Annotated in this window: 26 protein-coding genes; 11 read left to right on the top strand and 15 right to left on the bottom strand. The window is 32.4% G+C overall.

Annotated features, from left to right (window positions below; translation table 11 throughout):
• Positions 1–62: 62 nt before the first annotated feature.
• Positions 63–701 carry an outer membrane beta-barrel protein gene (locus BUC29_RS05705; RefSeq protein WP_073414226.1) on the bottom strand — a complete coding sequence of 213 codons (639 nt, stop codon included), beginning with the start codon at positions 699–701 and terminating at the stop codon, positions 63–65.
• A gap of 137 nt (positions 702–838) precedes the next feature.
• On the opposite strand from BUC29_RS05705, the gene smpB reads away from it, so the two are divergent.
• The 3 genes from smpB (at position 839) to BUC29_RS05690 (ending at position 3143) form a co-directional block, all read left to right on the top strand.
• Positions 839–1294, top strand: coding sequence for an SsrA-binding protein SmpB (gene smpB / locus BUC29_RS05700; RefSeq protein ID WP_073414224.1), 456 nt, complete (start codon positions 839–841; stop codon positions 1292–1294).
• 72 nt (positions 1295–1366) lie between these two features.
• Entirely contained in the window at positions 1367–2008 is a 642-nt protein-coding gene (locus BUC29_RS05695) for a DUF4136 domain-containing protein (protein ID WP_073414222.1), read from the top strand.
• Between the two features lie 85 nt (positions 2009–2093).
• Positions 2094–3143 (top strand): Fic family protein, encoded by a 1050-nt coding sequence (locus BUC29_RS05690; protein WP_073414220.1) that lies wholly within the window; start codon positions 2094–2096, stop codon positions 3141–3143.
• A gap of 30 nt (positions 3144–3173) precedes the next feature.
• Here BUC29_RS05690 and BUC29_RS05685 read toward each other — a convergent pair whose 3' ends face one another.
• Positions 3174–3815, bottom strand: coding sequence for a protein-L-isoaspartate(D-aspartate) O-methyltransferase (locus BUC29_RS05685; protein WP_073414218.1), 642 nt, complete (start codon positions 3813–3815; stop codon positions 3174–3176).
• Positions 3816–4128: 313 nt separating this feature from the next.
• Between BUC29_RS05685 and BUC29_RS05680 the strand changes: the two genes are divergently transcribed.
• The 8 genes from BUC29_RS05680 to BUC29_RS05645 all read left to right on the top strand — a co-directional run bounded on the left by BUC29_RS05680 (position 4129) and on the right by BUC29_RS05645 (position 11378).
• The gene (locus tag BUC29_RS05680) at positions 4129–5094 is read left to right on the top strand and encodes a Gfo/Idh/MocA family protein (protein ID WP_073414216.1); all 966 of its coding nucleotides are present in this window, start codon (positions 4129–4131) and stop codon (positions 5092–5094) included.
• 90 nt (positions 5095–5184) lie between these two features.
• Entirely contained in the window at positions 5185–6072 is an 888-nt protein-coding gene (locus BUC29_RS05675; RefSeq protein ID WP_073414214.1) for a 3-hydroxyacyl-CoA dehydrogenase family protein, read from the top strand.
• Between the two features lie 11 nt (positions 6073–6083).
• On the top strand, positions 6084–6740 hold the full coding sequence (locus BUC29_RS05670) for a YggS family pyridoxal phosphate-dependent enzyme (protein WP_073414212.1): 657 nt from the start codon (positions 6084–6086) through the stop codon (positions 6738–6740).
• A gap of 60 nt (positions 6741–6800) precedes the next feature.
• Complete coding sequence (locus BUC29_RS05665; protein WP_073414210.1) at positions 6801–7148, top strand: four helix bundle protein; 348 nt, start codon at positions 6801–6803, stop codon at positions 7146–7148.
• Between the two features lie 98 nt (positions 7149–7246).
• Complete coding sequence (locus BUC29_RS05660) at positions 7247–8608, top strand: exonuclease domain-containing protein (protein ID WP_073414208.1); 1362 nt, start codon at positions 7247–7249, stop codon at positions 8606–8608.
• Positions 8609–8637: 29 nt separating this feature from the next.
• Complete coding sequence (locus BUC29_RS05655; RefSeq protein ID WP_073414206.1) at positions 8638–9477, top strand: ion transporter; 840 nt, start codon at positions 8638–8640, stop codon at positions 9475–9477.
• Between the two features lie 152 nt (positions 9478–9629).
• Positions 9630–10550 carry a tRNA (adenosine(37)-N6)-dimethylallyltransferase MiaA gene (miaA, locus tag BUC29_RS05650; RefSeq protein ID WP_073414203.1) on the top strand — a complete coding sequence of 307 codons (921 nt, stop codon included), beginning with the start codon at positions 9630–9632 and terminating at the stop codon, positions 10548–10550.
• Between the two features lie 81 nt (positions 10551–10631).
• Complete coding sequence (locus BUC29_RS05645) at positions 10632–11378, top strand: acyl-[acyl-carrier-protein] thioesterase (RefSeq protein WP_073414201.1); 747 nt, start codon at positions 10632–10634, stop codon at positions 11376–11378.
• 132 nt (positions 11379–11510) lie between these two features.
• Here BUC29_RS05645 and BUC29_RS05640 read toward each other — a convergent pair whose 3' ends face one another.
• The 13 genes from BUC29_RS05640 to BUC29_RS05580 form a co-directional block, all read right to left on the bottom strand.
• Positions 11511–12044 carry a hypothetical protein gene (locus BUC29_RS05640; protein WP_073414199.1) on the bottom strand — a complete coding sequence of 178 codons (534 nt, stop codon included), beginning with the start codon at positions 12042–12044 and terminating at the stop codon, positions 11511–11513.
• The gene (gene prfH, locus BUC29_RS05635) at positions 12031–12720 is read right to left on the bottom strand and encodes a peptide chain release factor H (RefSeq protein ID WP_073414197.1); all 690 of its coding nucleotides are present in this window, start codon (positions 12718–12720) and stop codon (positions 12031–12033) included. The genes BUC29_RS05640 and prfH overlap by 14 nt, the downstream gene beginning before the upstream one ends.
• A 13-nt stretch (positions 12721–12733) precedes the next feature.
• Positions 12734–14125 carry an RtcB family protein gene (locus BUC29_RS05630; RefSeq protein ID WP_073414195.1) on the bottom strand — a complete coding sequence of 464 codons (1392 nt, stop codon included), beginning with the start codon at positions 14123–14125 and terminating at the stop codon, positions 12734–12736.
• 533 nt (positions 14126–14658) lie between these two features.
• Positions 14659–15375, bottom strand: a complete 717-nt coding sequence (locus tag BUC29_RS05625; RefSeq protein ID WP_012025443.1) for a response regulator transcription factor — start codon at positions 15373–15375, stop codon at positions 14659–14661.
• A 3-nt stretch (positions 15376–15378) separates the two neighbouring features.
• Complete coding sequence (locus tag BUC29_RS05620; RefSeq protein ID WP_073414193.1) at positions 15379–16965, bottom strand: sensor histidine kinase; 1587 nt, start codon at positions 16963–16965, stop codon at positions 15379–15381.
• A gap of 59 nt (positions 16966–17024) precedes the next feature.
• Complete coding sequence (gene coaE / locus BUC29_RS05615; protein WP_073414191.1) at positions 17025–17621, bottom strand: dephospho-CoA kinase; 597 nt, start codon at positions 17619–17621, stop codon at positions 17025–17027.
• A 1-nt stretch (position 17622) separates the two neighbouring features.
• On the bottom strand, positions 17623–18621 hold the full coding sequence (locus tag BUC29_RS05610) for a glycosyltransferase family 2 protein (protein ID WP_073414189.1): 999 nt from the start codon (positions 18619–18621) through the stop codon (positions 17623–17625).
• 118 nt (positions 18622–18739) lie between these two features.
• Positions 18740–19930 (bottom strand): enoyl-ACP reductase FabV, encoded by a 1191-nt coding sequence (gene fabV, locus BUC29_RS05605; protein WP_073414187.1) that lies wholly within the window; start codon positions 19928–19930, stop codon positions 18740–18742.
• A gap of 99 nt (positions 19931–20029) precedes the next feature.
• Positions 20030–21682, bottom strand: coding sequence for a DNA repair protein RecN (recN, locus tag BUC29_RS05600; protein ID WP_073414185.1), 1653 nt, complete (start codon positions 21680–21682; stop codon positions 20030–20032).
• A 55-nt stretch (positions 21683–21737) separates the two neighbouring features.
• Positions 21738–22622: a type IX secretion system protein PorD gene (porD, locus tag BUC29_RS05595; RefSeq protein ID WP_073414183.1), complete on the bottom strand. Its 885-nt coding sequence runs from the start codon at positions 22620–22622 to the stop codon at positions 21738–21740.
• Between the two features lie 68 nt (positions 22623–22690).
• Positions 22691–23905 (bottom strand): bifunctional phosphopantothenoylcysteine decarboxylase/phosphopantothenate--cysteine ligase CoaBC, encoded by a 1215-nt coding sequence (gene coaBC / locus BUC29_RS05590; protein ID WP_073414181.1) that lies wholly within the window; start codon positions 23903–23905, stop codon positions 22691–22693.
• Between the two features lie 10 nt (positions 23906–23915).
• The gene (locus BUC29_RS05585; protein WP_007807938.1) at positions 23916–24233 is read right to left on the bottom strand and encodes a DNA-directed RNA polymerase subunit omega; all 318 of its coding nucleotides are present in this window, start codon (positions 24231–24233) and stop codon (positions 23916–23918) included.
• A gap of 10 nt (positions 24234–24243) precedes the next feature.
• Positions 24244–25038: an outer membrane protein assembly factor BamD gene (locus BUC29_RS05580; RefSeq protein WP_073414179.1), complete on the bottom strand. Its 795-nt coding sequence runs from the start codon at positions 25036–25038 to the stop codon at positions 24244–24246.
• Positions 25039–25041 lie beyond the last annotated feature (3 nt).

Below are 25041 nucleotides of genomic sequence, written 5' to 3'. Positions count from 1 at the left end.
CTTAAAAAAGAACGGTCTTTTTTGCAAAATTAACGAATTCACCTAATACAATTCGCTAAAATTTAGAATATGAATTTAAAACCAAAAGAAAGCGGCGAAGTTAGATTTGGGTTACTTCCTGCAAGAGCTGTATTATAAAATGGGTCAACATTTGCAACATGCGCCAATCCAAAATTTGTAACCGTCGTTTTTTCTCCATTTTTAGGCTCTAGCGTTGTAGAAGTAAAATTAGCCAAATCGTAAGAGAACTCAACTGAGAAGTTTTTCGTTACGAAATAATCAAAACCTCCAGATACAGACAATCCTACCTGATTAACTTTCAACTCGCTTTCTTTTTCTTTTCCGGTAATGATAGGCAGAGCTGCTTGTCCAAAAAAGTACAATGAACCTGCTACATTCCAATATTTTCTTGCCAAGGGCTGAATAACAAATAAGTCTGTTTTTGCTGCAGTTCCAGCATTAGAATCTGCTTTTATATTTATAATTCCAATTCCGGCTCCAACAGCAACTGAAGGTGTAACAAATGTTCCAACGATTGGAAGAACAGATAAACTTGTATTTTTTTGATCTGCAGTTTTTGTTTGCTGATAACCAAATTGCGAAGTTGCAAACCAAGCTCCTTTTAGTCCCTGAGTAGAATCCTGAGCTCTTACAGATAAACTAATTAATGCAATACCTACTAATGTAAAAATCTTTTTCATTTGAGTTTGTTTTATAATTACAGAACAAACTTATGAGTAACCTTTTGCGTTGAAGCTGATTAAAATCATAGATTAAAAAAAATCTTTAATTATATTTGATCGCATTAAGTTTTACAATTTTCCTTACTTTTGTACCCATGTTAAAATCAGTCAATATACTCAATAAGAGAGCTCGTTTTGATTACGAGATCATCGACACTTATACTGCCGGAATTGTTTTGGCAGGAACCGAAATCAAATCTATCCGATTAGGAAAAGCGAATATTACCGAAAGCTTTTGTGAATTTAGCGGTATGGAACTTTTTGCAATTAATACTTATATTGAAGAATATTCTTTTGGAAATCAGTTCAATCATAAATCCAGAAGTGAACGTAAATTGCTTTTAAATAAAAAAGAATTAAAAACGCTTCATAAAAGTGTTCAGGCAAAAGGTCTTACTATTGTTCCGCTAAAATTATTTACAAATGAAAAAGGGCTTGCAAAACTGCAGATTGGTCTTTGTAAAGGAAAGAAAAACTACGACAAGCGTGAATCTTTAAAAGAAGCAGACACAAAACGTGACTTAGACAGAATTAAAAAAGCCTATAATTAGGCTTTTTTAATTTAATGCAAACATATGTTTATTAGTATTTTATAGTTATTTTTACTACAAAAACTGTAAAATATGAAAAAGTACTTAATTCTATCGATTGTAATTCTGTCACTTTTAGGCTGCGGCAGTAATACTACTATTGTAAATAGCTGGAGAGATCCAAAAATAACCGTTACCCAGGAACATTTTAAAAAAGTTTTGGTAGTTGCATTGGTTAAAGACGAAGCTTCAAGGCGAATTGCCGAAAATAGAATTGCGGCAAGTAATCCTATTTTTAAAACTTCTTATCAATATTTAAACGAAGACACCAAAAAACTTACTCAGGATCAAAAATTAAAAATTCTGAAAGACGAAAATTTTGACGGAGTTGTTACCATGCGTTTAGTGAGTACTGAAAAAGAAACTACTTACGTTCCAGGATCTTATACAGGAATGTATTATGGAGGTTTTGACGGTTTATATTCCGGAATGTATGGTTACGGTTTTGGAAACTGGTACGGAATGTATTCGCCTGCTTTCTATGATCCCGGCTATTATTCTGAATCAACATATTACATGGTCGAAACCAATATTTTTTCTTTAAAAGAAAATAAACTAATCTGGACAGGAACTACAAAATCCGATTACGTTACTGATGTAGGTCAAACTGTAGATGCAATTATGCAGGCTGTAGTTAAAGAAATGAGAAAAGACGGTTCTCTGCCTCCAAAATAAAATCAAAGAAAGCAATATTTAAAATGTTGCTTTTTTTATGTTTTAAAAAATGACTAATTTTGTCAAGACTTTAAATTTCATCATTATGAAATCGCTTTTAAAAAATGCCAGAGAACAAAAAGGATTAAAAACTCGTGAGTTAGCACAGCTTGCTGGTATTGATCAGGCTTTGATCAGTAAATTTGAATCGGGCAGTCGAAAACCAACAAAAGATCAGATAATCAAACTTTCTCAACTACTGGAAATTGATTACGAAACTTTAATGATTGCATGGCTTAAAGAAAAAATTCTTTATGAAATTGGTGATGATGATTTAGCATTAAAAGCACTAAAAGTTGCAGAGGATGAAATCAAATACAACAAAACCGTATCAAATCTTAAATTATCTACATCTTTAGAAAAAATCTTAAAAGAGATTGATCTTCTAAAAGAAAAATTAGATTCTTACAGACAATTCGACAGTTTCAAAATTAAACAAGCTTTAGAACTTGAATATACCTTTGAAAGTAATAGAATTGAAGGAAATACGATGACCCTTCGAGAAACTGATATGGTTATTAATGAAGGATTAACCATTTCAGGAAAAAGCATGCGCGAACATCTTGAAGCCATAAATCATCAGGAAGCTATTGGTTTTATAAAAGATTTAATGAACAAAAACAATTCATTAAATGAACGTGATCTTTTGTCTATTCATAATTTAATACTTCGAGGAATAATTCCTGAAGATGCCGGCAGGTATAGAAAAGTTCAGGTTATGATACAAGGAAGCAGCCACATGCCGCCACAGCCTTTATTAGTTCCACAAGAAATGGAAGAATATTTTAATTGGTATGAAATTAATAAAAACAAACTTCATCCTGTTATTTTAGCTGCAGAAATGCATGAAAGATTAGTAACAATCCATCCTTTTATTGACGGAAATGGAAGAACGTCGAGATTAATCATGAATTTAATTTTGATGCAAAAAGGCTATTTAATTGCTAATATCAAAGGAGATTACGAAAACAGAATGCGCTATTATCAATCTCTGGAAGCAGCTCAGACTAAAAAAGATAAAGAAGATTTTTTACTTTTTATAGCTCAAACACAAAAAGAAAGTTTAGAAAGATACATTTCGATACTTACTCAATAAAAAAAGCCCAGCTAAAACTGGGCTTTTTCATTAATTTTTATCTTCTAATAAAGGAACAAATCTAAATTCTCCAAACTCATGTTTTTCAAATTGGGTTTCGTTCTTTCTGATTAACAAAGTCATAATCTGAACATCTTCTCCAAGCGGAATTACCAATCTTCCTCCTATTTTCAACTGCGCCATTAAAGGCTGCGGAATAAATGGCGCTCCAGCCGTTACAATAATACTGTCAAACGGAGCATAATTTGGAAGTCCTTTATAACCGTCTCCAAAAGAAACATGTTTAGGACGAATATTCAGTTTCGGAAATAAAATAGAAGTTTGTTTAAATAACTCTTTTTGTCTTTCAACTGTATACACTTTTGCTCCTAAAGTAAATAAAACTGCTGTTTGATATCCGGAACCGGTACCAATTTCCAGAATTTTATGATCCTTTTGTACTTCCAGCAGCTGAGATTGAAAAGCAACTGTATAAGGCTGCGAAATCGTCTGCCCTGCACCAATAGGAAAAGCCTTATCCTGATAAGCAAAATCTTCAAAACTTGAATTTAAAAAAAGGTGTCTTGGGATTTTTTTAATCGCATCCAGAACCGCTCTGTCAGTAATTCCTTTTTGTTCTAAAGTTGTTACTAATTGATTACGAAGTCCTTGATGTTTGGCAGTATCTTTCAAAATAAGTAGGTTTTATTTTCGCAAAAATAAGAAACAAAACAGGATTTCAAATATTGATTTTTAAATAATAAATTTTATAAAGTAGAAAGTCAAAAGCCGAAAGTAGAAAGCTCTCATTTATTAAGCCGAATGAAGTTGAAGCTTTTGGCGTCCTAACTAAGTGTCTCTACGGCTTCACTCAGGGTGTTAAACAAAAAAAGAGCAGTTACAATCGTAAGACATAATTCATAACTCAAAATTCATAACTCACAATTAGATGAATTCATTTTCACGTTAAACAAATAAATTATATTTTTGTTTAAAATACATTCTCATGTTAAAAGTAGGAGTTTTAGGTGCTGGTCATCTTGGTAAAATACATTTACGCTTATTACAACAATCTGACAAATACGAATTAGTTGGATTTTACGACGAAAATCAGGAAAATGCCGAAAGAATCTCAAAAGAATTTGGCTATAAAAACTTCAGCACAATTGCAAAACTTATTCACGCTGTCGACGTGATTGACATTGTTACTCCTACACTTTCACATTATAAATGTGCAAAAGTGGCGATTAAATCAGGAAAACATATTTTTATTGAAAAACCAATTGCCAATACGGTTGAAGAAGCTGAAGAAATTATTGCTTTAGCAAAAGAACACAACGTAAAAGGACAAGTTGGTCATGTTGAGCGTTTTAACCCTGCTTTTATTGCGACCAAAAACATGATCGAAAACCCAATGTTTATTGAAACACATCGTTTGGCTGAGTTTAATCCGCGTGGTACAGACGTTCCTGTTGTTTTGGATTTAATGATTCATGATATTGATGCTATTTTAAGTGTTGTAAAATCTAAAGTAAAAAATATTAATGCAAGCGGTGTTTCGGTTATTAGTGAAACTCCGGATATTGCCAATGCCCGAATCGAATTTGAAAATGGCTGTGTTGCGAATTTAACAGCAAGCAGAATTTCAATGAAAAACATGCGAAAGTCACGTTTCTTTCAGAAAGACGCTTACATTTCTGTTGACTTTTTAGAAAAAAAATGCGAAGTAGTTCGTATGAAAGATGCGCCTGAAGTTCCGGGAGATTTTGATATGATTCTGCAAAACGCCGAAGGTGTAAAAAAACAAATCTATTTTACTAATCCAGACGTTGAACAAAACAATGCAATCTTAGACGAGTTAAATTCGTTTGCAGATGCTATAAATAACAACACAACTCCGGTTGTAACCCTTGAACAAGCTACCGACGCATTGCGCGTAGCCTATCAGATTATTGATTGTTTCGATAAATAATAAAAAATATAACTCATTATTTTTAAGGTTTAAAGCTGGCAGAAAAGCCTCTTTAAACCTTAACTTTTAAAAATTAAATACCAAAACAAAATGAAAACTATAGCTGTAATTGGTGCAGGAACAATGGGTAACGGAATTGCTCACACATTTGCACAAAGCGGATTTACTGTAAAACTAATCGACATTTCTGAAAAATCTTTAGACAAAGGAATGGCAACTATTGCCGCAAACTTAGATCGCATGCTGGCAAAAGGAACAATTACACAGGAGGACGTTACCAAAACAATTACCAATATTATTACTTATACAGATATTAAAGACGGTGTTGTTGGCGTTGATTTGGTAGTCGAAGCTGCAACAGAAAACGTAGAATTAAAACTGAACATTTTCAAACAGCTAAATGAAGCTTGTTCTCACAATACTATCTTAGCAACTAATACATCTTCAATTTCAATTACACAAATTGGTTCAGTTGTAGCACATCCTGAGCGTGTTATCGGAATGCATTTTATGAATCCAGTGCCAATTATGAAATTAGTCGAAATCATCCGCGGATATAACACTAGCGATGAAGTTACTAAAATCATCATGGATTTATCTGAAAAACTAGGTAAAGTTCCGGTTGAAGTAAACGATTATCCTGGTTTTGTAGCCAACAGAATTTTAATGCCAATGCTAAACGAAGCAATCGAAACGTTATATAATGGTGTTGCCGGAGTTTATGAAATTGACACCGTTATGAAATTAGGAATGGGACACCCAATGGGACCTCTTCAATTGGCTGATTTTATTGGTCTTGATGTTTGCTTGGCAATTCTGAATGTTATGTACGAAGGTTTCAAAAACCCAAAATACGCTCCTTGCCCATTATTAGTAAATATGGTAAGAGCCGGAAAATTGGGAGTAAAATCTGGTGAAGGTTTTTATGATTATAGTGAAAGCAAAAAAGCAGAGAAAATCTCTAAGCAGTTTTTATAAAAAGAAATACCATGTCGATTCAATCGAATTTAAATACAATTAAAGCAACTTTACCAGAACATGTTACTCTTGTAGCCGTTTCAAAAACAAAACCTGTTTCAGATTTGATGGAGGCTTACGAAGCTGGCCAACGCATCTTTGGAGAAAACAAAATCCAGGAAATGACTGAAAAATGGGAACAAATGCCAAAAGACATTCAATGGCATATGATTGGTCATGTTCAGTCCAATAAAGTCAAATTTATGGCGCCTTATGTGACTTTAATTCATGGCGTTGACAGTTTGAAATTATTGCAGGAAATCAATAAACAAGCTTTAAAAAATAATAGAATTATAGATTGTCTTCTTCAAATTTATATTGCCGAGGAAGAATCTAAATTTGGTTTAGACGAAAATGAACTAAATGAACTTTTAACTTCTGCAGAGTTTAAAGAGTTAAAAAATATTCGTATCTTAGGTTTAATGGGAATGGCCACTTTTACCGAAGACCAAAGCCAGATTAAAAAAGAATTTACCCATTTAAAAAACATTTTTGATTCAATCCAAAAATCACAAGACATTAAAGATTTTACAATTATTTCAATGGGAATGTCTGGAGATTATCAATTGGCAATAGAATGCGGAAGCACAATGGTTCGCATTGGAAGCAGCATTTTTGGCGGTCGTTGATTTTGAATATCAATTACAATTGCAAAAATCAATATCAATTTTTAAAATGGGAAAATTTAAATGGAAAAAATATTCAATTTTGAAGATCGATTAGTTCGATTTGCTGGAGAATGTATTTTCTTTACAAGACAATTAGAAAGACTATTTGAAAATGAATATTATAAAAATCAATTAATTAGATCATCTGGAAGCGCCTCTTTAAATTTTGGAGAAGCACAAGGAACGATAACGGATAAAGATTTTGTGTTTAAAGTTTCATTAGTTGTAAAAGAGTTAAAAGAATCTAGAAACTCATTAAAAATACTAGATTATATTAAAGAAGGTGATGACAGCAAAAGGAATAAACTTCTAATCGAAGTAGAACAATTAATCGCAATTTCATCAAAAATGATACTAAATAAAAGATAACTTTTCAATGACAATTACAATAACAATTGCAAATTTCAATTTTCACTATTGATTTTTGAAATTGACATTGATTTTTGAAATTGACATTGACATTGAATATGTACGCAATACTTGACATAGAAACAACCGGAGGACAATTTAATGAAGAGGGAATTACCGAAATCGCTATCTACAAATTTGATGGGCATGAAGTAGTTGATCAATTCATAAGCCTTGTCAATCCTGAAATCCCGATTCAGCCTTTCGTAGTAAAGTTAACCGGGATCAATAACGCTATGCTGCGTTCTGCTCCTAAGTTTTACGAAATTGCAAAACGCATAATCGAAATCACTTCAGACTGCGTTATTGTTGCTCACAACGCCTCTTTTGATTACCGAATCCTTAGAACCGAATTTAGACGTTTAGGCTACGATTTTGAAGCCAAAACCCTCTGCACAGTCGAATTGGCCAAGAAATTAATTCCAGAACAGCCTTCATATAGTTTAGGAAAACTCGTTCGTGCACTCGGAATCCCAATGGCTGACAGACACCGAGCCAGCGGAGATGCAATGGCAACGACTAAACTTTTTAAAATGCTTCTTGAAAAAGATGTAGAAAAAACAATAGTAAAAGATTTTATAAAACTTGAGATCGAAAAAGGAATTGCGCCAAAGTTCTTAGATCTTTTAAGTCAAATGCCTGCAAAAACAGGAGTTTATTATATATACAAAGAAGACGGTACTTTAATTTATATTGGAAAAAGCCAAAACATCAAAAAGAGGGTAAATCAGCATTTTACAGGAATCACAAACAAAAGCAAAAGAATTCAGGCTGAAGTTTTTACCATAACTTATGATGAAACCGGAAGCGAATTAATAGCACTTTTAAAAGAAAGCCAGGAAGTAAAAATAAATCGCCCGCGGTACAATCGTTCCCAAAAGAAAACCATTTTTCCTTTTGCACTATATGCCGAAAAAGATTCTAACGGGTATATTAACCTAAAACTTGAAAAAGCAGACGGACGTAAAAAAGAAATTACATCGTACGCCTCTTTGCAGGAAGGAAAAAATGCGCTTTTCAAAATCACAGCAAAATACCATTTGTGTCAAAAACTAACCGGTTTATACCAAACCAAAAGTGAATGTTTTCAATATAAAATCAAAGAATGCGACGGTGCCTGCATTGGAGAAATCACTTCCGAAATTTACAATTTAAGAGTTCAGCAGTTCATTTCAGAAAATAGCTTTGATAACAAAAGTATGATTTTGATAGACAGAGGTCGAAATGTAAACGAACGAAGCGCCATTTTAATCGAAAACGGAACTTATAAAGGCTATGCTTATTACGATCTAAATTACCAGATTACCAATATAGATATCCTAAAAAACATCTTAATTCCTATGCAGCATAATCGTGATGTAAAAAATATAATTCAAAACTACATTCGAAAAAGTAAATCTTTAAAAATCCTGCACTTTTAACAAAACAAAACTTTCATTATCTTTAAGATATGAAAAAGAGAAAATCACAATACGAAATCTTTAGAGAAAAAGTCAAAATCATACTATATGGCACCAACACCATTTTAGGACGAATGTTCGATTTAGTACTTTTAGGTTTAATTTTACTGAGTGTGCTATTAATAATGCTTGACACCGTTCAGGGAATTAATTCTAAATATCATCAGCAGTTAATCATCTGTGAATGGATTATAACAATATTTTTTACAATAGAATATATTTTAAGGATAATATCCATTCAAAAACCAGTCAAATATATTTTTAGTTTTTACGGAATCATCGATTTACTGGCCGTATTGCCAATGTATTTGTCGATATTTTTTCCGGGTGCAAGTATTTTATCGATTGTCAGAGCATTGCGTTTTCTTAGATTATTCAAAATTTTGCACATTCCGCAAATCAACCATCAATCCCTGCAATTAAAAGAAGCCATTGAAGCCAGTAAAGAAAAAATTCTCGTTTTCATTTATTTTGTTTTAATCAGCACCGTAATCATCGGTACAATAATGTATCTGGTTGAAGGTCGCGAATCAGGTTTTACAAGTATTCCAATGGCAATTTATTGGACTATTGTAACCTTAACGACAGTAGGTTACGGAGATATTTCGCCGCAAACACCACTAGGACAATTTATTGCTGCATTTGTAATGATTTTAGGATACGGAATCATTGCCGTTCCTACCGGAATCGTAACCGCCGAATTTGCCAAAAGCAGTTTAAGAAACAATTCTGTAAGCGGTAAAAAAACATGTAAAAAATGTCAGTCGCAAGTCCATTTCGATAATGCAAAATATTGTTACGAATGCGGAACAGAACTGCCAAATAATTAATTTTAGAAGCTAATCCAGCTGTACATTCCAACTCCTCCTTATATTTGTAATTTTTTAAGGCATAAAAGGAGCTTCCGCTGGTCGCTCTTTTACACCAAAAAAATACAACAAATATAAGTCCGGGGTTTCCATTTCCATCTGGGCTAAAAAATATGAAATACCTAATTACCATTGTCGGACCAACAGCTATAGGCAAAACAGCCTTGAGTATTGCTTTGGCACAACATTTTAAATGCGAAATCGTTTCTTGCGACAGTCGTCAGTTTTTTAAAGAAATGACAATCGGAACCGCAGTTCCAAGTCAGGAAGAATTAAATTCAGCTAAACACCATTTCATTCAAAATAAATCTATTTTTGAAAATTACACCGTTGGCGATTACGAAAAAGAAGCTTTAGCCAAAATCGAAGAATTATTTCAAACCAATGATTTTGTGATTCTTATTGGCGGTTCAGGATTATACGTTGACGCGATTTTAAAAGGATTTGACGAATTTCCTGAAATCGATCCAAAAGTCCGCGCTGAAGTAAATTCAAACTATGAAAAATTAGGAATTGAATATCTTCAAGAACAACTGAAAAATTTAGATCCCGAATATTATCAAAAAATAACTTTAGAAAATCCGCAGACCCTGCAAAACCCGCAGCGAATGATGCGTTTTGTAGAAGTTTGTATCGGATCTCAACAACCATATTCTTCATTTCTAAATCAAAAGAAAAACAACAGAAACTTCACTCCTATTTTAATCGGTTTAGAGGCCGACAGAGAAATTATTTACAGTAGAATCAATCAGCGCGTTGACATCATGATGAACGAAGGATTATTAAAAGAAGCAGAAACACTTTATCCTAACAAAGCGTTAAATGCACTTCAAACCGTGGGTTATAGAGAATTATTTAGTTATTTTGATGGAGAATTCACATTGCCTTTTGCAATAGAAGAAATCAAAAAAAACACACGTAGATTCTCCAAAAGACAATTAACGTGGTTTAAACGAAACGAAAACACAAAATGGTTTGATTACGCAACAGATAGAAAAGAAATTATAAATTACATAGAAAATCTTCTAAAGTAAAAAGTCTTTTCTCTTTCATCTTTGCTCTATTTTCCAAAGGAAAAAATCTAAAATCAACACTCTAAAATCTAAAATTAAAAAATGCCAATATCTCCCAATTTCACATCAGTTTTAAGCAAAGACTGGGAAATCAATTTCACACAGTGTACGCCAAACGGCTACTTAAAATATACTGATTTGTGCAACCTTTTACAATTAACTGCCGCAGCCCATTCTGAAGTTGGCGGAATCAGCTTTACTGATATGCAGGAATTTGATCAGGCCTGGGTTTTAAGCCGAATGCGCGTTGAAATCACAGCATTACCAAAATGGCAGGATGTTGTAACCGTAAAAACGTGGATCAACAGTTTAGAAAATTCACGTTCTGTACGTGCATTAGAAATGTATGTAAACGGAAAAAAGATAGTAGGAAGCGAAACCTATTGGGCCGTTTTTAACACCAAAGCACGCCGTCCCGAAGCTTTAGCTCTGCCATACGAACATTTTGAATTATTTCCAGATAATAGAGCCACTGTCGAAGGATTTTCGAAAATCAATATCAATCTTGAAAAAGAATCAGTGTTCGAAAAAACCGTTTATTTATCAGATTTAGATATTGTAAATCACGCCAATAATGTAAAATATCTCGAATGGTGCCTAGATCATGTTGATGCTAAAAGAATTTTAAAACAAGAAGTAAAAAGCTTCGAAATGAACTTTTTAAAAGAACTTTCTTTAAAAGATCAGGTTGTTATTCACGAAAGTGAAAACGAGGATAACTCTGCTACAACTTTCAGCATTACAAAAGGTGATAAAACCTGTTTTGCGCTTGAATTACATTGGAAATAAACTACGTCCTGCAAGGTTTTCAAAACCTTGTAGGTATTTTTTCTTTTTTTTCTTAGTAAATAATATTGAAACTTAAATAACAAACCTACAAGGTTTTGAAAACCTTGCAGGAAATGGTACTTAATAAAAAAATCATTTCGATTTCTTTTTAGAATCTTTTTTAGATTTCTTTTCTTTCTTTTTTTTCAGCAAATCAATTTTATTCTCAATCCTTTTCTCTACATCAGTAATATCAGATTCATAATTGAATTGCAACAAATGAAGTTTCGCATTTTTTATTTCTTTTAATGCTCTTTTAAATTCATTTTGTGCTTCTAAAAGAACTGCTTTCTTCAAATAAATCTCTGATTTGTTGATTCCTTTTACTGTTAAAGCAAAATCAATTAATTTCAGAGCTTCCTCGTAATCCTCATTTAAAATCAATGTTTTTAAATAATACGGATACACTTCAAGAGCATGAATATTAATAGCTAAAGCTTGCTGAAAATAAGATTTTGCTTCTTCATAATTCATTAATTGTTCTGCCTGAATTCTTCCATATAAGCACAAAACCATTGTATTTTTATCATCGTAAGAATGAGCATAATCTAAAGATTCTATAGTCCCTTCAAGCCAAAACGGATAGTTATCCAAAGCCTGAAAAAGGTATTTATCAGTTGTTTTCATTTCGTAAATTGTTTTTTAATTTCTGACGAGTTCCTTTGTAACTTTTTTCAATTTTGTTCTTTTTAAAATCACTTCCTGTAAAAACTCTCACGGGATTTCCACGCTCTACATTGAGTTGATTTTCCCATTGTTTTCCAACATGATTTTTAAGCTGAATTAATTTCTCGTCTTCTAGTTTTTTTAATAATCTTTCTGTTGCCAGTTTTTTGTTTTGATGCTGCGAACGGCTGTCCATAGCAACAACTGCAATTCCAGTAGGAATATGCGTTGCCCGAATTGCTGAACTTACTTTGTTTACATGCTGGCCTCCGGCACCGGAACTTCTCATAGCCTGATACTGAATATCATTTTCTGAAACAAATGCATTTTTCTGCTGTTCGATTTCAAAAATGCCAATGAACCAGTTTTTACGTTTGTGCATTTTCCTAAACTGACTCTGACCAATCCATTGAATCGTTCCAATCCATGATTTTACAAAACTATCTGCATTTTTACCTTTTACAGAAATAGATGCAGTTTCTATAGTTCCGTTTTCTTCTCCTTTCTCTCTTTGGAGTAAAACCACATCTAAATTCTGATCCTGTGCTTCTTCCAAAACTTTTTTGAGCACTTGGGCAGCAACCCAAGTGCATTCTGCAGGTCCGCGACCTGCCGTTATTTGAATTATTTTTTCCATTTTGAGTCTCTTTTTAACGATCCATTCTAACGATCTTAGGCGTAAAAGTTCCTAAAACTTCAACCAAATCGGTTTGATTTGCCATTACTTTCGTGATGTCTTTGTAAGCCATTGGAGCCTCGTCGATATTACCTCCAATTAAAGTTACATCGTTGGCTTTCAAAACCTTTTTAATATCACTTTGAGTAAAACTACTTTTACATTTCGCTCTCGAAAACAAACGTCCCGCACCATGCGAAGCAGAATTCAGACTTTCAGCATTTCCTTTTCCTTTTACAATAAATCCCGGAGCTGTCATCGAACCCGGAATAATTCCCAACTGTCCTTCTCCGGCTGGGGTTGCTCCTTTTCTGTGTACAATACATTCCTGACCGTTTACCATTTCTTTCCATGCAAAATTGTGGTGATTTTCAATCGTTACCACTACTCTTTTTCCAATCGCTTTGGCAATTCTTCTATGAATATCATCGTGACAAGCCTTTGCATATTCACCGGCTAAATTCATTGCCAGCCAATATTCCTGACCATCGTGCGTATTCAAATCCAGCCAGGCCAAATGCTGTACATTTTTTGGTAAAGGACATTGTTTTGTTGCCAAATACGTGTAATGTTTCGCAATGTTTGCACCCAAGCCACGAGAACCACTATGCGAAAGAACAGCAAAATATTCACCTTTTTCAAGTTTCCATTCGTTCTCTGGATTATCAATTTTAGCAATTCCAAATTCTACAAAATGGTTTCCTCCTCCTGAAGTTCCTAATTGTTTATAGGCTTTTGGTAAAAGATTTTTCAGCAGTGGAATATCCTGAAATTCACTTTTATAAAATACTTCGTGATCTACTCTCGATGTATGTGTTTCATACATTCCAAACTTGGTGTTGTCTTTTAAAATAGCTTCCAATTGATGTTCTTTTCCTTTAAAATAAGAACCGGGCAAATCAAAAATCGAAAGGCTCATTCGGCATCCAATATCAACTCCAACTCCGTATGGAATTACAGTATTGTCTGTTGCTAAAACACCGCCAATTGGCAGTCCATAACCAGAATGTGCATCTGGCATTAAAGCTCCTGCAACCGAAATTGGCAGTTTTAACGAATCATACAATTGAAATTTTGCCTGCTCATCAATTTCATTTTCACCAAAAATTTTAAAAGGTGATCTCGTATTTTTGAGCCGATGCATTCTTACCTGAACCGGTTTAATTAAACCTTCGGCAACTTTTCCCCAGGTTCCGTTTCCTTCATATTTTTCAGGATACAATAGAACGTCTTTTGCTTCTGTTAGAATAGATTCTTTTTTTTCTCTTTTTCTATATCTGTTTATCTGCCCTAAGGCGATGTTTATTGAATTATTTTTTGGAAAACCTAATTTAATCAGGTCTTTTCCATTTAATTTATTTCCCATAAATTGTTTAATTATGTTATTGTGCAGAATAAATCAGATTGAAATCTCAAAGAAATCAAAATGAAATAAACATGCGGAATTTTCTATCCTTTTGGATAAATACTAAATCTTTTTTTCGGGAAAATTTTGAAGTGTCTAGAATAAAAAAAGCCCGAAACTTATTGTCTTCGGGCTTTTTTATATATCTAAAAATTATATTTCTAAGATTGAAATAAGCCACGAAGAAGCGCTGCACCAAATCCGTTTGGTGTGAAGCTTTGTGATGTCAATGCAAATACAAACATTTTTTCTTCGTTTTAAAGGGTTATTATTTTTTTTCGTGTGCAAATATTCAAAATTGTTTTTTGATTTTCCAAATTTATTTTAACAAAAAATCTCGCAAAATATTTTAAGCTAACATTTTTTAAAACATATAAGAAGACAAACAATTAATAATCAATACAATAAATCTTGTGTAAAATATTAAAATAAATGCACAAAAAAGCTCTGATTTCTCAGAGCTTTATATATTTTTTAGGTGAATTTTCTAAATATTATTCAGAAACTTTGCTTTTTACAACTAATCTGAAACCTTCTCCGTGAATATTTAAAATTTCAACGTCTTCATCAGATTTTAGATATTTTCTCAATTTAGCGATGTAAACGTCCATACTTCTTGAAGTAAAGTAGTTATCATCTCTCCAGATTTTAGTTAATGCTAATTCTCTTGGCATTAAATCATTTTCATGAAGAATAAGCATTTTAAGTAATTCGTTTTCTTTTGGAGACAATTTAATTGGCTCTTCATCCTGGAAAGTCAGGAATCTTAATTTTGAGTTTAAGTGGAATTTTCCAATATTAAATTCAAATTGTACTTGCTCTGCTTTTGTATCAGCCGATTTTCTTTGAATAATCGCTTTGATTTTCATCAATAAAACTTCTGAATCAAAAGGTTTATTCAGGTAATCGTCGGCACCAGCTTTGTATCCTTTTAACACATCTTCTTTCATAGATTTTGCTGTTAAAAAAATAATTGGCACTTCACTATTTTTTTCTCTAATTTCTTTTGCTAAAGTATAACCATCTTTATACGGCATCATTACATCAAGAATACATAAATCGTAAACATCCTTCTTGAATTTCTCGAAACCTTCCATACCGTTTTTAGCTAAAGTAACTTCAAAGTCATTTAACATTAGATAATCTTTAAGAACCGCCCCAAAATTTAGGTCATCTTCTACTAAAAGTATTCTTTTGTTAGTATTTTCCATATTTTAATTTATTAATGGTATTTTTATTATAAAGGTGCTACCTTTTCCTTTTTCGCTTTCAACATATACTTGACCATTATGGTCCTCTACTATTCTTTTTACGTAAGCAAGCCCTAAGCCATGCCCTTTTACATTATGGAGATCACCGGTATGTTCCCTGTAAAATTTCTCAAAAACTCGTTTTTGAGCTATCTTACTCATTCCTAATCCATGATCTCTTACTTTAATTAAAATCATGTCTTTTACATTCTCCGTAAATATTTCAATTTCAGGAGCATCCGGAGAATATTTTATTGCATTTTCTAAAATATTAACCAAAACATTTGTAAAGTGAACTTCATTAATCAAACAAGTTGTTCTTGCTGCATTATAATGTTTTACTACTGATCCTTTTCTATCTTCTAAAATCAGATTTACGTGCTCAATTGCATCATCAATTACATCAGTAATTACGGTTGGCTCCTTGGTGATATCAAGTTCTCGTTTCTCTAGTTTAGAAATACGGAGTACATTTTCTACCTGAGCGTGCATTCTTTTATTTTCATCCCTTATCATTTGAAGATATCGATAAACTTTGTCTTTATCTTCGATAACTTTAGGACTTCTAATGGCGTCAAGTGCTAAATTTATTGTTGCAATTGGAGTTTTAAACTCATGCGTCATATTATTAATAAAATCGGTTTTGATTTCAGAAATATGTTTCTGACGCAGTAATTGATTTAAAGCACTTGTGTATGCTACTATTATGATCAAAGTAAAAACTATTGATAATATAGTGATACTTAATAACTCTGATAATAAAAATTTCTTTTTGTGAGGAAAGGTAACAGATAATTCATATCTGCTGTTTCCTTCATTATCAGTAAAAATTGGAATATTATAGGTTGCTTCTTTATCATAGTGAAATCCGTCTGATTTAATTTTCGTAGGAACACCGCTGCTATAAATTCCATATTCGAATTTGGTTTTTACTCCATATTCTTCTAATTCTTTCTTTAAAAGCTTAAAAAGTTTATCTTTTGTAATTCTGCCTTCAATTGGGGTAAGCGAAGCAATATCTTTATACTGAATTTGCTGCTGAACTTTATTTAAAATATCTAAACTTCCTGATTTTTCAATTTTCAGATCCGGTATAATACTTTGACCTAAATTGTTATTATCGATTCCGTTATTGTTATTGTAAACTTCTGTAACTCTTTTAGAACTAAAATTCTTAAATCTCTCGCTGCTGAATTTTTTGTTAAAAACAGATCCGTTTATATCATAATCTTCAGAAGTAAGTGTATTCGAATAAACAATTGTTTTATTTGTTTTTGTATTTCTCTGCACATACAATACTTCAAGCAAATCTTCTTTTTTAGGAATTTTACCCGTACTGTCTTTTATGCGGTTGTATTTATCGTAAAAGCTGTATTCTTCTTGCTGCTCAAGTTTGTCTGCAACATTTCCGATAACTTGTGTAACGTGGTATTTAAATTGTTCTTCATTATTTTTAAACGAAGAATTAAACCAAAATACTTGTACCAGAATTATCCCTATCAATGACAGGCTCATCAGTAAAACAAGTATTCTAAAAAATAATTTATTCATCGAAACAAAATTAATATTTTAACAATATACTAAATAATACATTAACCAAATATTAACATTTAAGACTGTTTTTGTTTTATATTTAAAATTTTAAGAATTTTAACAACTTCTTCTCTAGCAATTTTAAGATTACTGTTATTAATAACAAAATTGCTCAAAGAAATTCGTTTTTCATCATTCCACTGCATTTTCATTCTGCTTAAAACCTGCTCACGTGTTGCATTATCCCGTTTCATTACTCTTTCGATTCTAATTTCTTCAGGAGCAGTAACTGTAACTATATAATCGATTTCTTTATATTTACCACTTTCAAATAAAATAGCTGCTTCATAAATTACGAATTCATGATTTTTATTTTGTGAAAGCCAAAGCTGAAAATCTTTTTTTACGGCCGGATGAACAATAGAATTAAGCTTTTCTAATTTTTCTGCATCATTAAAAACAATCTCAGCTAGTTTTGCCCGATTTAAAACATTATTATCAAAGAGCGATTCTCCAAAAGAAATTTTTATCTGATTTATAATTTCTTCAGACTGCATTACCTTTTTTGCTTCATCATCGGCGATATAAACCGGAATGCCCATTTCTCTAAAAAAATTGGCAATAGTTGTTTTACCACTTCCTATTCCGCCAGTAAGGCCGATAATCTTTGTCATATTATATTTTAAAAAACATACGTGGAAAAGCTTCTTGTGGTTTTTTCTTTAATAAAATGACTTTTATAAAAGACTCCAAAAAACCAGTTCCATAACCATAAAATTGTTTCCATACAGCAATTACTGATAAATATCCAATCTTGATACTTTTATTCTGAATACTTGCTGTAAGAAAAATAATAACGAAATATACAAAATATAATTGTAATAAAATATCAATATTAAAAATTAATAGTAAAAAAGCTATCAATAAACCTATGATAAATACGGTTGGAAAGAAAAAAGTCAGCTTATTATGTTCTGGGTACCAACTGTTTAATATTGGTCTTGCAATACCGAATTTTTTTACCTGAATAGAGAATTTTTCCCAGTCAATTCTACGTTTATGATACACAAAAGCCTCAGAAAACAGTCTGGTTTCAAATCCAAGATTCCATAAACGGATAGATAAATCAGGATCTTCACCAGGATGAATGTTTCCAAAACCTTTTGATGCTTCAAATGCTTTCTTAGAAATTCCCATATTAAAACTGCGGGGCTGAAACTTATTAATTTTTTCAGAACCTCCGCGGATTCCACCTGTTGTAAGGAAAGATGTCATCGCAAAATTGATCGCTTTTTGAATACTCGAAAAGGTTTTTAAGGCTTTATCCGGTCCGCCAAAACAATCTACATATTTTTCATCCAGAGCTTTTCGAACTTCTGTTAAATAATTTGAAGGAATAATACAATCTGAATCAAAAATGATAAAATAATCACCTCTTGCCTTCTGCATTCCAAAATTTCGTGAATCGCCAGGACCTGAATTTTGTTTAAAATAATACGAAATATTCAATTTCCCCTGATACGTCATCACTACATCTTTGCAGGGAATAGAAGATCCGTCTTCAACAAGAACAATTTCAAAAGGTTCATTGTAATCAGATTTTGTAAGACTTTCCAAAAGTTCATCAACTTCATCTGGACGATTATACACGGGTATAATTAAAGAAAAAATCATAGCGGGAATGCGGTTTAAGTGGAATATTCTAAGCTTTAAAATTTGAGCAAAGATAGGTTATATTCATAAAAAAACCACCAACTTTTGGTTGATGGTTTTTATTGTAAGATATATGTTTTTATTTGATGCTGTCAATATTAACTACTTCATTAGCTTCTGCTTTGTAGTCAACTCCATCAAATTCAAATCCAAATAAGTTTAGGAAATCATTTCTGTAACCTGCTAAATCACCAATAGCTGGTAATGTTTCAGTTGTTGCTTCTTTCCAAAGTTTAGCAACTTTTGCCTGAACATCTTCACGCATTTCCCAATCATCAATTCTGATTCTTCCTTTTTCATCAACAGGAACTTCTGAACCATTGTATAATCTATCCTGAAACAAACGCTGAATTTGCTCGATGCATCCTTCGTGAATACCTTCTTCTTTCATGATTTTATATAAAAGAGAAATATACAACGGAATAACCGGAATTGCAGAACTTGCCTGTGTTACTAATGCTTTATTTACAGAAACATAAGCTTTTCCGCCTATAGATTTTAAATTATCTGAAATTGTAAATGCAGTAGCTTCTAAATGATCTTTTGCACGACCAATTGTTCCTTTGCGGTAAACTGCTTCCGTTAATTCTGGTCCAATATATGAGTACGCAATTGTTAGAGCACCGTCTGCTAATAAATTTTCATTTTTCAAAGCATCGATCCACATTGCCCAGTCTTCACCTCCCATAACTGCCACTGTGTTTTCAATATCTTCCTCGTTTGCAGGAGCGATTGAAACCTCAGTCACATTTCCTGTATGAAAATCAACTGTTTTGTTTGTAAAAGTTTGTCCGATTGGTTTTAAAACTGAACGGTGAGTAACGCCAGTGTTAGGGTTTGTACGCACTGGAGAAGCTAAACTGTATATTACTAAATCTACCTGACCTAAATCAGCTTTTATTAAATCTAAAGTTTCTCTTTTTATTTCGTTTGAAAAAGCATCTCCATTGATACTTTTTGCATATAGACCTGCTTTATGAGCTTCAGTTTCAAAAGCTGCAGAATTATACCAGCCTGGTGAAGCAGTTTTTCCTTCAACTGGCGGTTTTTCGAAAAACACTCCAATTGTAGCAGCATCAGATCCAAAAGCACTTGTAATTCTTGAAGCTAATCCGAAACCTGTTGAAGCACCAATAACTAATACTTTTTTTGCTCCGGCAATTGCACCTTTTGATTTGATATATTCAATTTGATTTTTAACATTTTGCTCAGCTCCCTTTGGGTGGGCAGTCAAACAAATAAATCCTCTCATTCTAGGTTCTATAATCATACTCTTTTTATTTACTCATAAATTAATCATTATCAAGATAAATGACTACTTATGCAGGTTTGTTTAATTATTTTTCGATGACAAATATAAAGTATTTCTTTAGTTCAACAAGGCTTTGGCGTGATTTAAAGCCGAATCTGAAACGACTGCGCCGGATAACATTTGAGCAATTTCTATAACTCTTTCATCCTGAGACAGCAGCTTTAATTCTGACTGCGTATCATCATCTATTGTTGCTTTTGAAACTTTGAAATGCGAATCACCTTTTGCCGCAATTTGTGGTAAATGTGTAATGGCAAAAATCTGCATTTTAGTACTCATTTCTTTCATAATCTCACCCATTCTGATGGCTATTTCTCCTGAAACCCCTGTGTCAATTTCATCAAAAATTAAAGTTGGAAGTTTTGAATACTGCGCTAAAATTGCTTTTACAGCCAGCATAATACGTGACATCTCCCCTCCTGATGCTACTTTTTTCAACAAACCAAAATCAGTTCCTTTATTGGCCGAAAATAAGAATTGTAATTCGTCTTTTCCATTTTGAAAATAGGTTTCAGAAGGTAAAAGCTCAATATTAAAACGAACATTCGGCATTCCCAATGTTTCTAAAATCGATATTAGCTTATTTGATAAAACCGGAATTGCATTGGTTCTGTTTTTGTGGATTGCTGCCGCATAAGCATCTAATTCTGACGCTTTTTGTTCGATTGATTTTGAAAGATTTTCTATTTCTTCTTCGATATTGTCTAATTCAAGGAGTGTATTTCCTAAATCGGCCTGAATTTGAAGCAATTCATCTACAGTATTTACGTGATGTTTCTTTTGAAGATTGAAAATTAACTGTAGTTTTTGACTCACTAATTCCAATTGCTCCGGATCATTTAGTAATTTCTCGGAAGCATTTTGAAGCTCTTTTGAAATATCATCAAATTCTATTGCGATACTGGTAACTCTTTCAAATAGATTTTGATATTCTGTTGAAAATGGAGCAATTTTCTGCAAGGCATTTTTAATTTCATTCAAATTATGAAATACACCAAACTGCTCTTCATTTGCTATTACAAGTGATTTATCAATTGATTCTTTAATAATTTCAACATTATTCAGTTTCTCAAAATCAGCTTCTAATTCTGCTTGTTCTCCAGATTTTAATTTAGCCGAAACCAATTCATTCAATAAAAAAGTATTGTATTCCTGCTCTTTTCCAGAATCGCTTTGTTTTTTCAGTAAAGCATTTAATTTAGACTTTTCTGATTTATAAACTTTTAATAAATTTTGATATGCTAAAATTGTTTCGCCATTATCAGCAATTGCATCAATTATTTTAAACTGAACTGTTTCGTCTGATAATTCCTGGGTTTGCTGCTGCGAATGGATATCTATTAAAAATAAACTTAAATCTTGTAATTCCTGAAGATTTACAGGGCTGTCGTTTATAAAAGCACGAGATTTTCCCGAAGGTAAAATTTCACGTCTTATTATGGTTTCATCTTCGTAATCAAGATCATTGGCTTCAAAAAACTCTTTTAGATTGTATTTAGAAATTTCAAACTGAGCTTCAATAACACATTTTTCTTCTTTATTTTTTAATGACGTAAGATCGGCTCTTTTTCCTAAAACCAGTCCAATTGCTCCTAAAATAATCGATTTTCCTGCTCCGGTTTCTCCTGTAATGATAGAAAAACCTTTTGAAAAGTCTATAGCAAGTTTTTCAATTAGAGCATAATTTTTAATCGATAGTGAAGTTATCATAAGGGGAAATTATAAAAATAAAAGTACTACGAAGAAAGTAAAAAAAATTAAGTTTTTAAAACTTAATTTGAGTCCATTTTGTAGTATTTAAAGGCGACACTTTATTTAAAACGTCTGTTAAGTCCGTAACCGGAATACTTGGCCCGCCAGAAAAAATAGAAACAATTTCATCTGATTTTGCATCAAAAAATACTCTTGTTACAAATGCGTTTGGTCTAACTGAATTTACTTTACCAATAAGTATTAAAGATGATTTTACTTTTTCTTTTGCAGTTTTTAAATCGGTGCTCATCAGATCTAATCCTGTATGATACAAAAAACTTGTCTGGCGTAAATCTGTATACATTGGCGAAAGCATATCATTTATTAAATAATAACGATTTTGAAGCCCATCAGACTGGCTCCATCCTTTAAATCCGCCTTGCTGTGCAACACTTGCAATATTTTGTGCCGTTTCAAGATATTGATTTCCAGCTCCACTTTGAAAAGTATCGGCATCCATTCCTAAAATTATGTAGCTGTAAAAAGATATAACAGATACCAAATTTGATTCATAAACAGAAGGATTAAATAAAAGCGGTTCGTACTCTGTATATCTAAAATTAAAATCTTTGTCGTTAAAATTTAAAACAGGCGATGAATATGTCGAATTATAAATTAACCTTGAAGATTGTACCTGAATAGTTCCTGTAAACTGGTCAGAACTATAAGATGACAATGTAATATACATCGAACAGTTAATTCTTTCATTTTGTTTTAAAGCAGAACCGGTCCAGTCTGTTTTGTTTACAAATTCAGATAAAGCTGTCTGAAGTGTTTTAAAAATCTGTTGATTTGGTGTAGGAAGCCTTTCAGTATTGATAGTTACTGTACAATTTAACTGTTGTGCCTGAGAGAAGCTAAAAATAAAAAATACGAAAAGAGTAACTATTTTGTTCATACAAATACAATTTTATAATTAGCAAAAATAAGACAACTATTCTTACTTTATAGAAATATTTAAAAACTTTATGATTTTGAAAAATGCGAAATCACTTTGTTTAAAATATCAACTGCTACAAATTCTTTAGATTTTAATTCCATTGGCTCGATATTAAAATCTTTATCAATAAAGGTCACTTTATTGGTTGCTTTTTTAAAACCGGCACCTTCGTCCTGTAAAGAATTCAGCACTATCAAATCTAAGTTTTTTTTCTGGATTTTTAACTTAGCATTTTCAATTTCATTTTCAGTTTCAAGAGCAAAGCCTATTAAAAACTGGCTTTTTTTAGCAGCTCCTAAAGATGACAAAATATCTTTTGTTTTCTCTAATTCAATCGAAAACTCATTTGCATTTTTCTTTATCTTTTGCAAAGCTACTTCTTTAGGCTTGTAATCTGCTACGGCGGCGGCGGCAATTGCTGCATCAACATTATCATAATATTTATGACATGCATCATACATTTCCTGAGCGGACATCACGCTTATTACTTCTATAGAAGAATTTTTAGTTTTGTAATGTGTTGGACCTGAAACCAAAATTACCTCAGCACCAAGATTTGCAGCTTGATTTGCAATGTCAAATCCCATTTTTCCAGATGAATGGTTTCCTATAAAACGTACGGGATCTATCGCTTCGTATGTGGGACCTGCAGTAATTAGTATTTTTTTTCCTTTAAGGGGTAATTTACTTTCTAAATCGGCTTCAAGAAAAGCTATAATATTTTCAGGTTCAGCCATTCGACCTTCACCAGATAAACCGCTTGCCAGTTCACCTTTTTCGGCCGGAATAATAATATTACCAAATTGTTTTAAGGTATTAAAACTAGAAAGTGTAGAAGGATGTTTGTACATATCCAGATCCATTGCCGGAGCAAAATAAACAGGACATTTAGCAGATAAATACGTAGCTATTAACAGATTATCACAGTTTCCTGATGCCATTTTAGACATCGTGTTTGCTGTTGCCGGAGCTATCAGCATTAAATCGGCCCAAAGACCTAATTCAACGTGGTTATTCCATACAGCATCTTCATTATCATCATTAAAGAAACTGGAATGTACAGGATTTTTTGATAAGGTAGATAACGTAAGCGGAGTTACAAAATCCTTAGAAGCAGGTGTCATTATCACTTGGACATGTGCACCTGCTTTTATAAAAAGTCGTACTAATGAGGCTGTTTTATACGCTGCAATTCCACCGGAAACTCCCAGTAAAATTTTTTTTCCGTTTAAAACTGACATTTATACTATATTATTTGTTTGAACCTCTGTGGTAAGTTTTTCCGTCTAGCCATTCCTGAACAGCTAAAGCGTGTGGTTTTGGTAATTTTTCGTAAAATTTAGAAACTTCAATTTGCTCTTTATTTTCAAAAACTTCTTCAAGACTGTCATTGTAAGTAGCAAATTCTTCTAATTTCTCAGTTAATTCTTTTTTAATTTCAGAATTAATCTGGTTTGCTCTTTTAGCCATAATGGTAATTGCTTCATACACATTTCCTGTTGGCTCTTCAATAACTGTTTTGTTGTAAGTTATTGTGTTAACAGGAGCATTCGTCTTTTTTAAATCCATGACTTCTTTTTTATTTAGTATATTTTTGTAAATCTGTTTCAACTCTGGCATTCATTTCGTCTGCCTCTTTTTTATATTTGGTATCGCTTTTAAACTTAATCAAATTTGCATAAGCTGTTTTGGCGATATTTAAACGTTCTTCCATTTTTGAAGGAACACTGTTTATTGCTAGTTTATATGCTGAATCATATTTATAGAATAAAGCGTCTTCTTTTAAAGGTGTTCCCGGAAAATCAGCAATAAAATTATCAAAAGCTACTAAAGCTGACTTATAATCTGAAATTGTATTATATCCTTTTGCATTTTCAAATGCTTTTTTCTCTAATTTTCCATTCAAAACCTGAACTGTGGCATTTGCCTGAGGAATGTATTCTGAATTTGGATAATTATCAATAAATGCCTGCAGCTTTTCTAAAGCTTTTACAGTATCTGCCTGATCTAAACTGTAAACCGGAGATAATTTTGAATAACTGTATGCTCCTAAAAATGCTGCTTCCTGAACTTTTTCACTTCGTGGATATCCTGAAACAAAACTTTCAAATTGATATCCTGCTAAATAATACTGCTTCGTTTTGTAATAAGACTGTGAAAACATATAAAAAAGTTTTTCAGCCTGAGGTTTACCTCTATAAGATGGCGCCAGTTGTTCAAAAAGCCTAATGGCTTTATTGTATTTACCAGCATCATACATTTTTGTCGCTACTTCAAATTTTGCCGCAACATCTTCATTTTTTAATGCTTTTTGATACTCGCTACAAGAACAAAAAAGCGCAGCAACAATTAATAGAGATACTATTTTTTTCATTTT

This window comes from Flavobacterium defluvii (assembly GCF_900129555.1).
In the GTDB taxonomy this organism is placed as follows: Bacteria; Bacteroidota; Bacteroidia; order Flavobacteriales; family Flavobacteriaceae; genus Flavobacterium; species Flavobacterium defluvii.
This window is presented reverse-complemented; position numbering and strand designations above follow the sequence as displayed.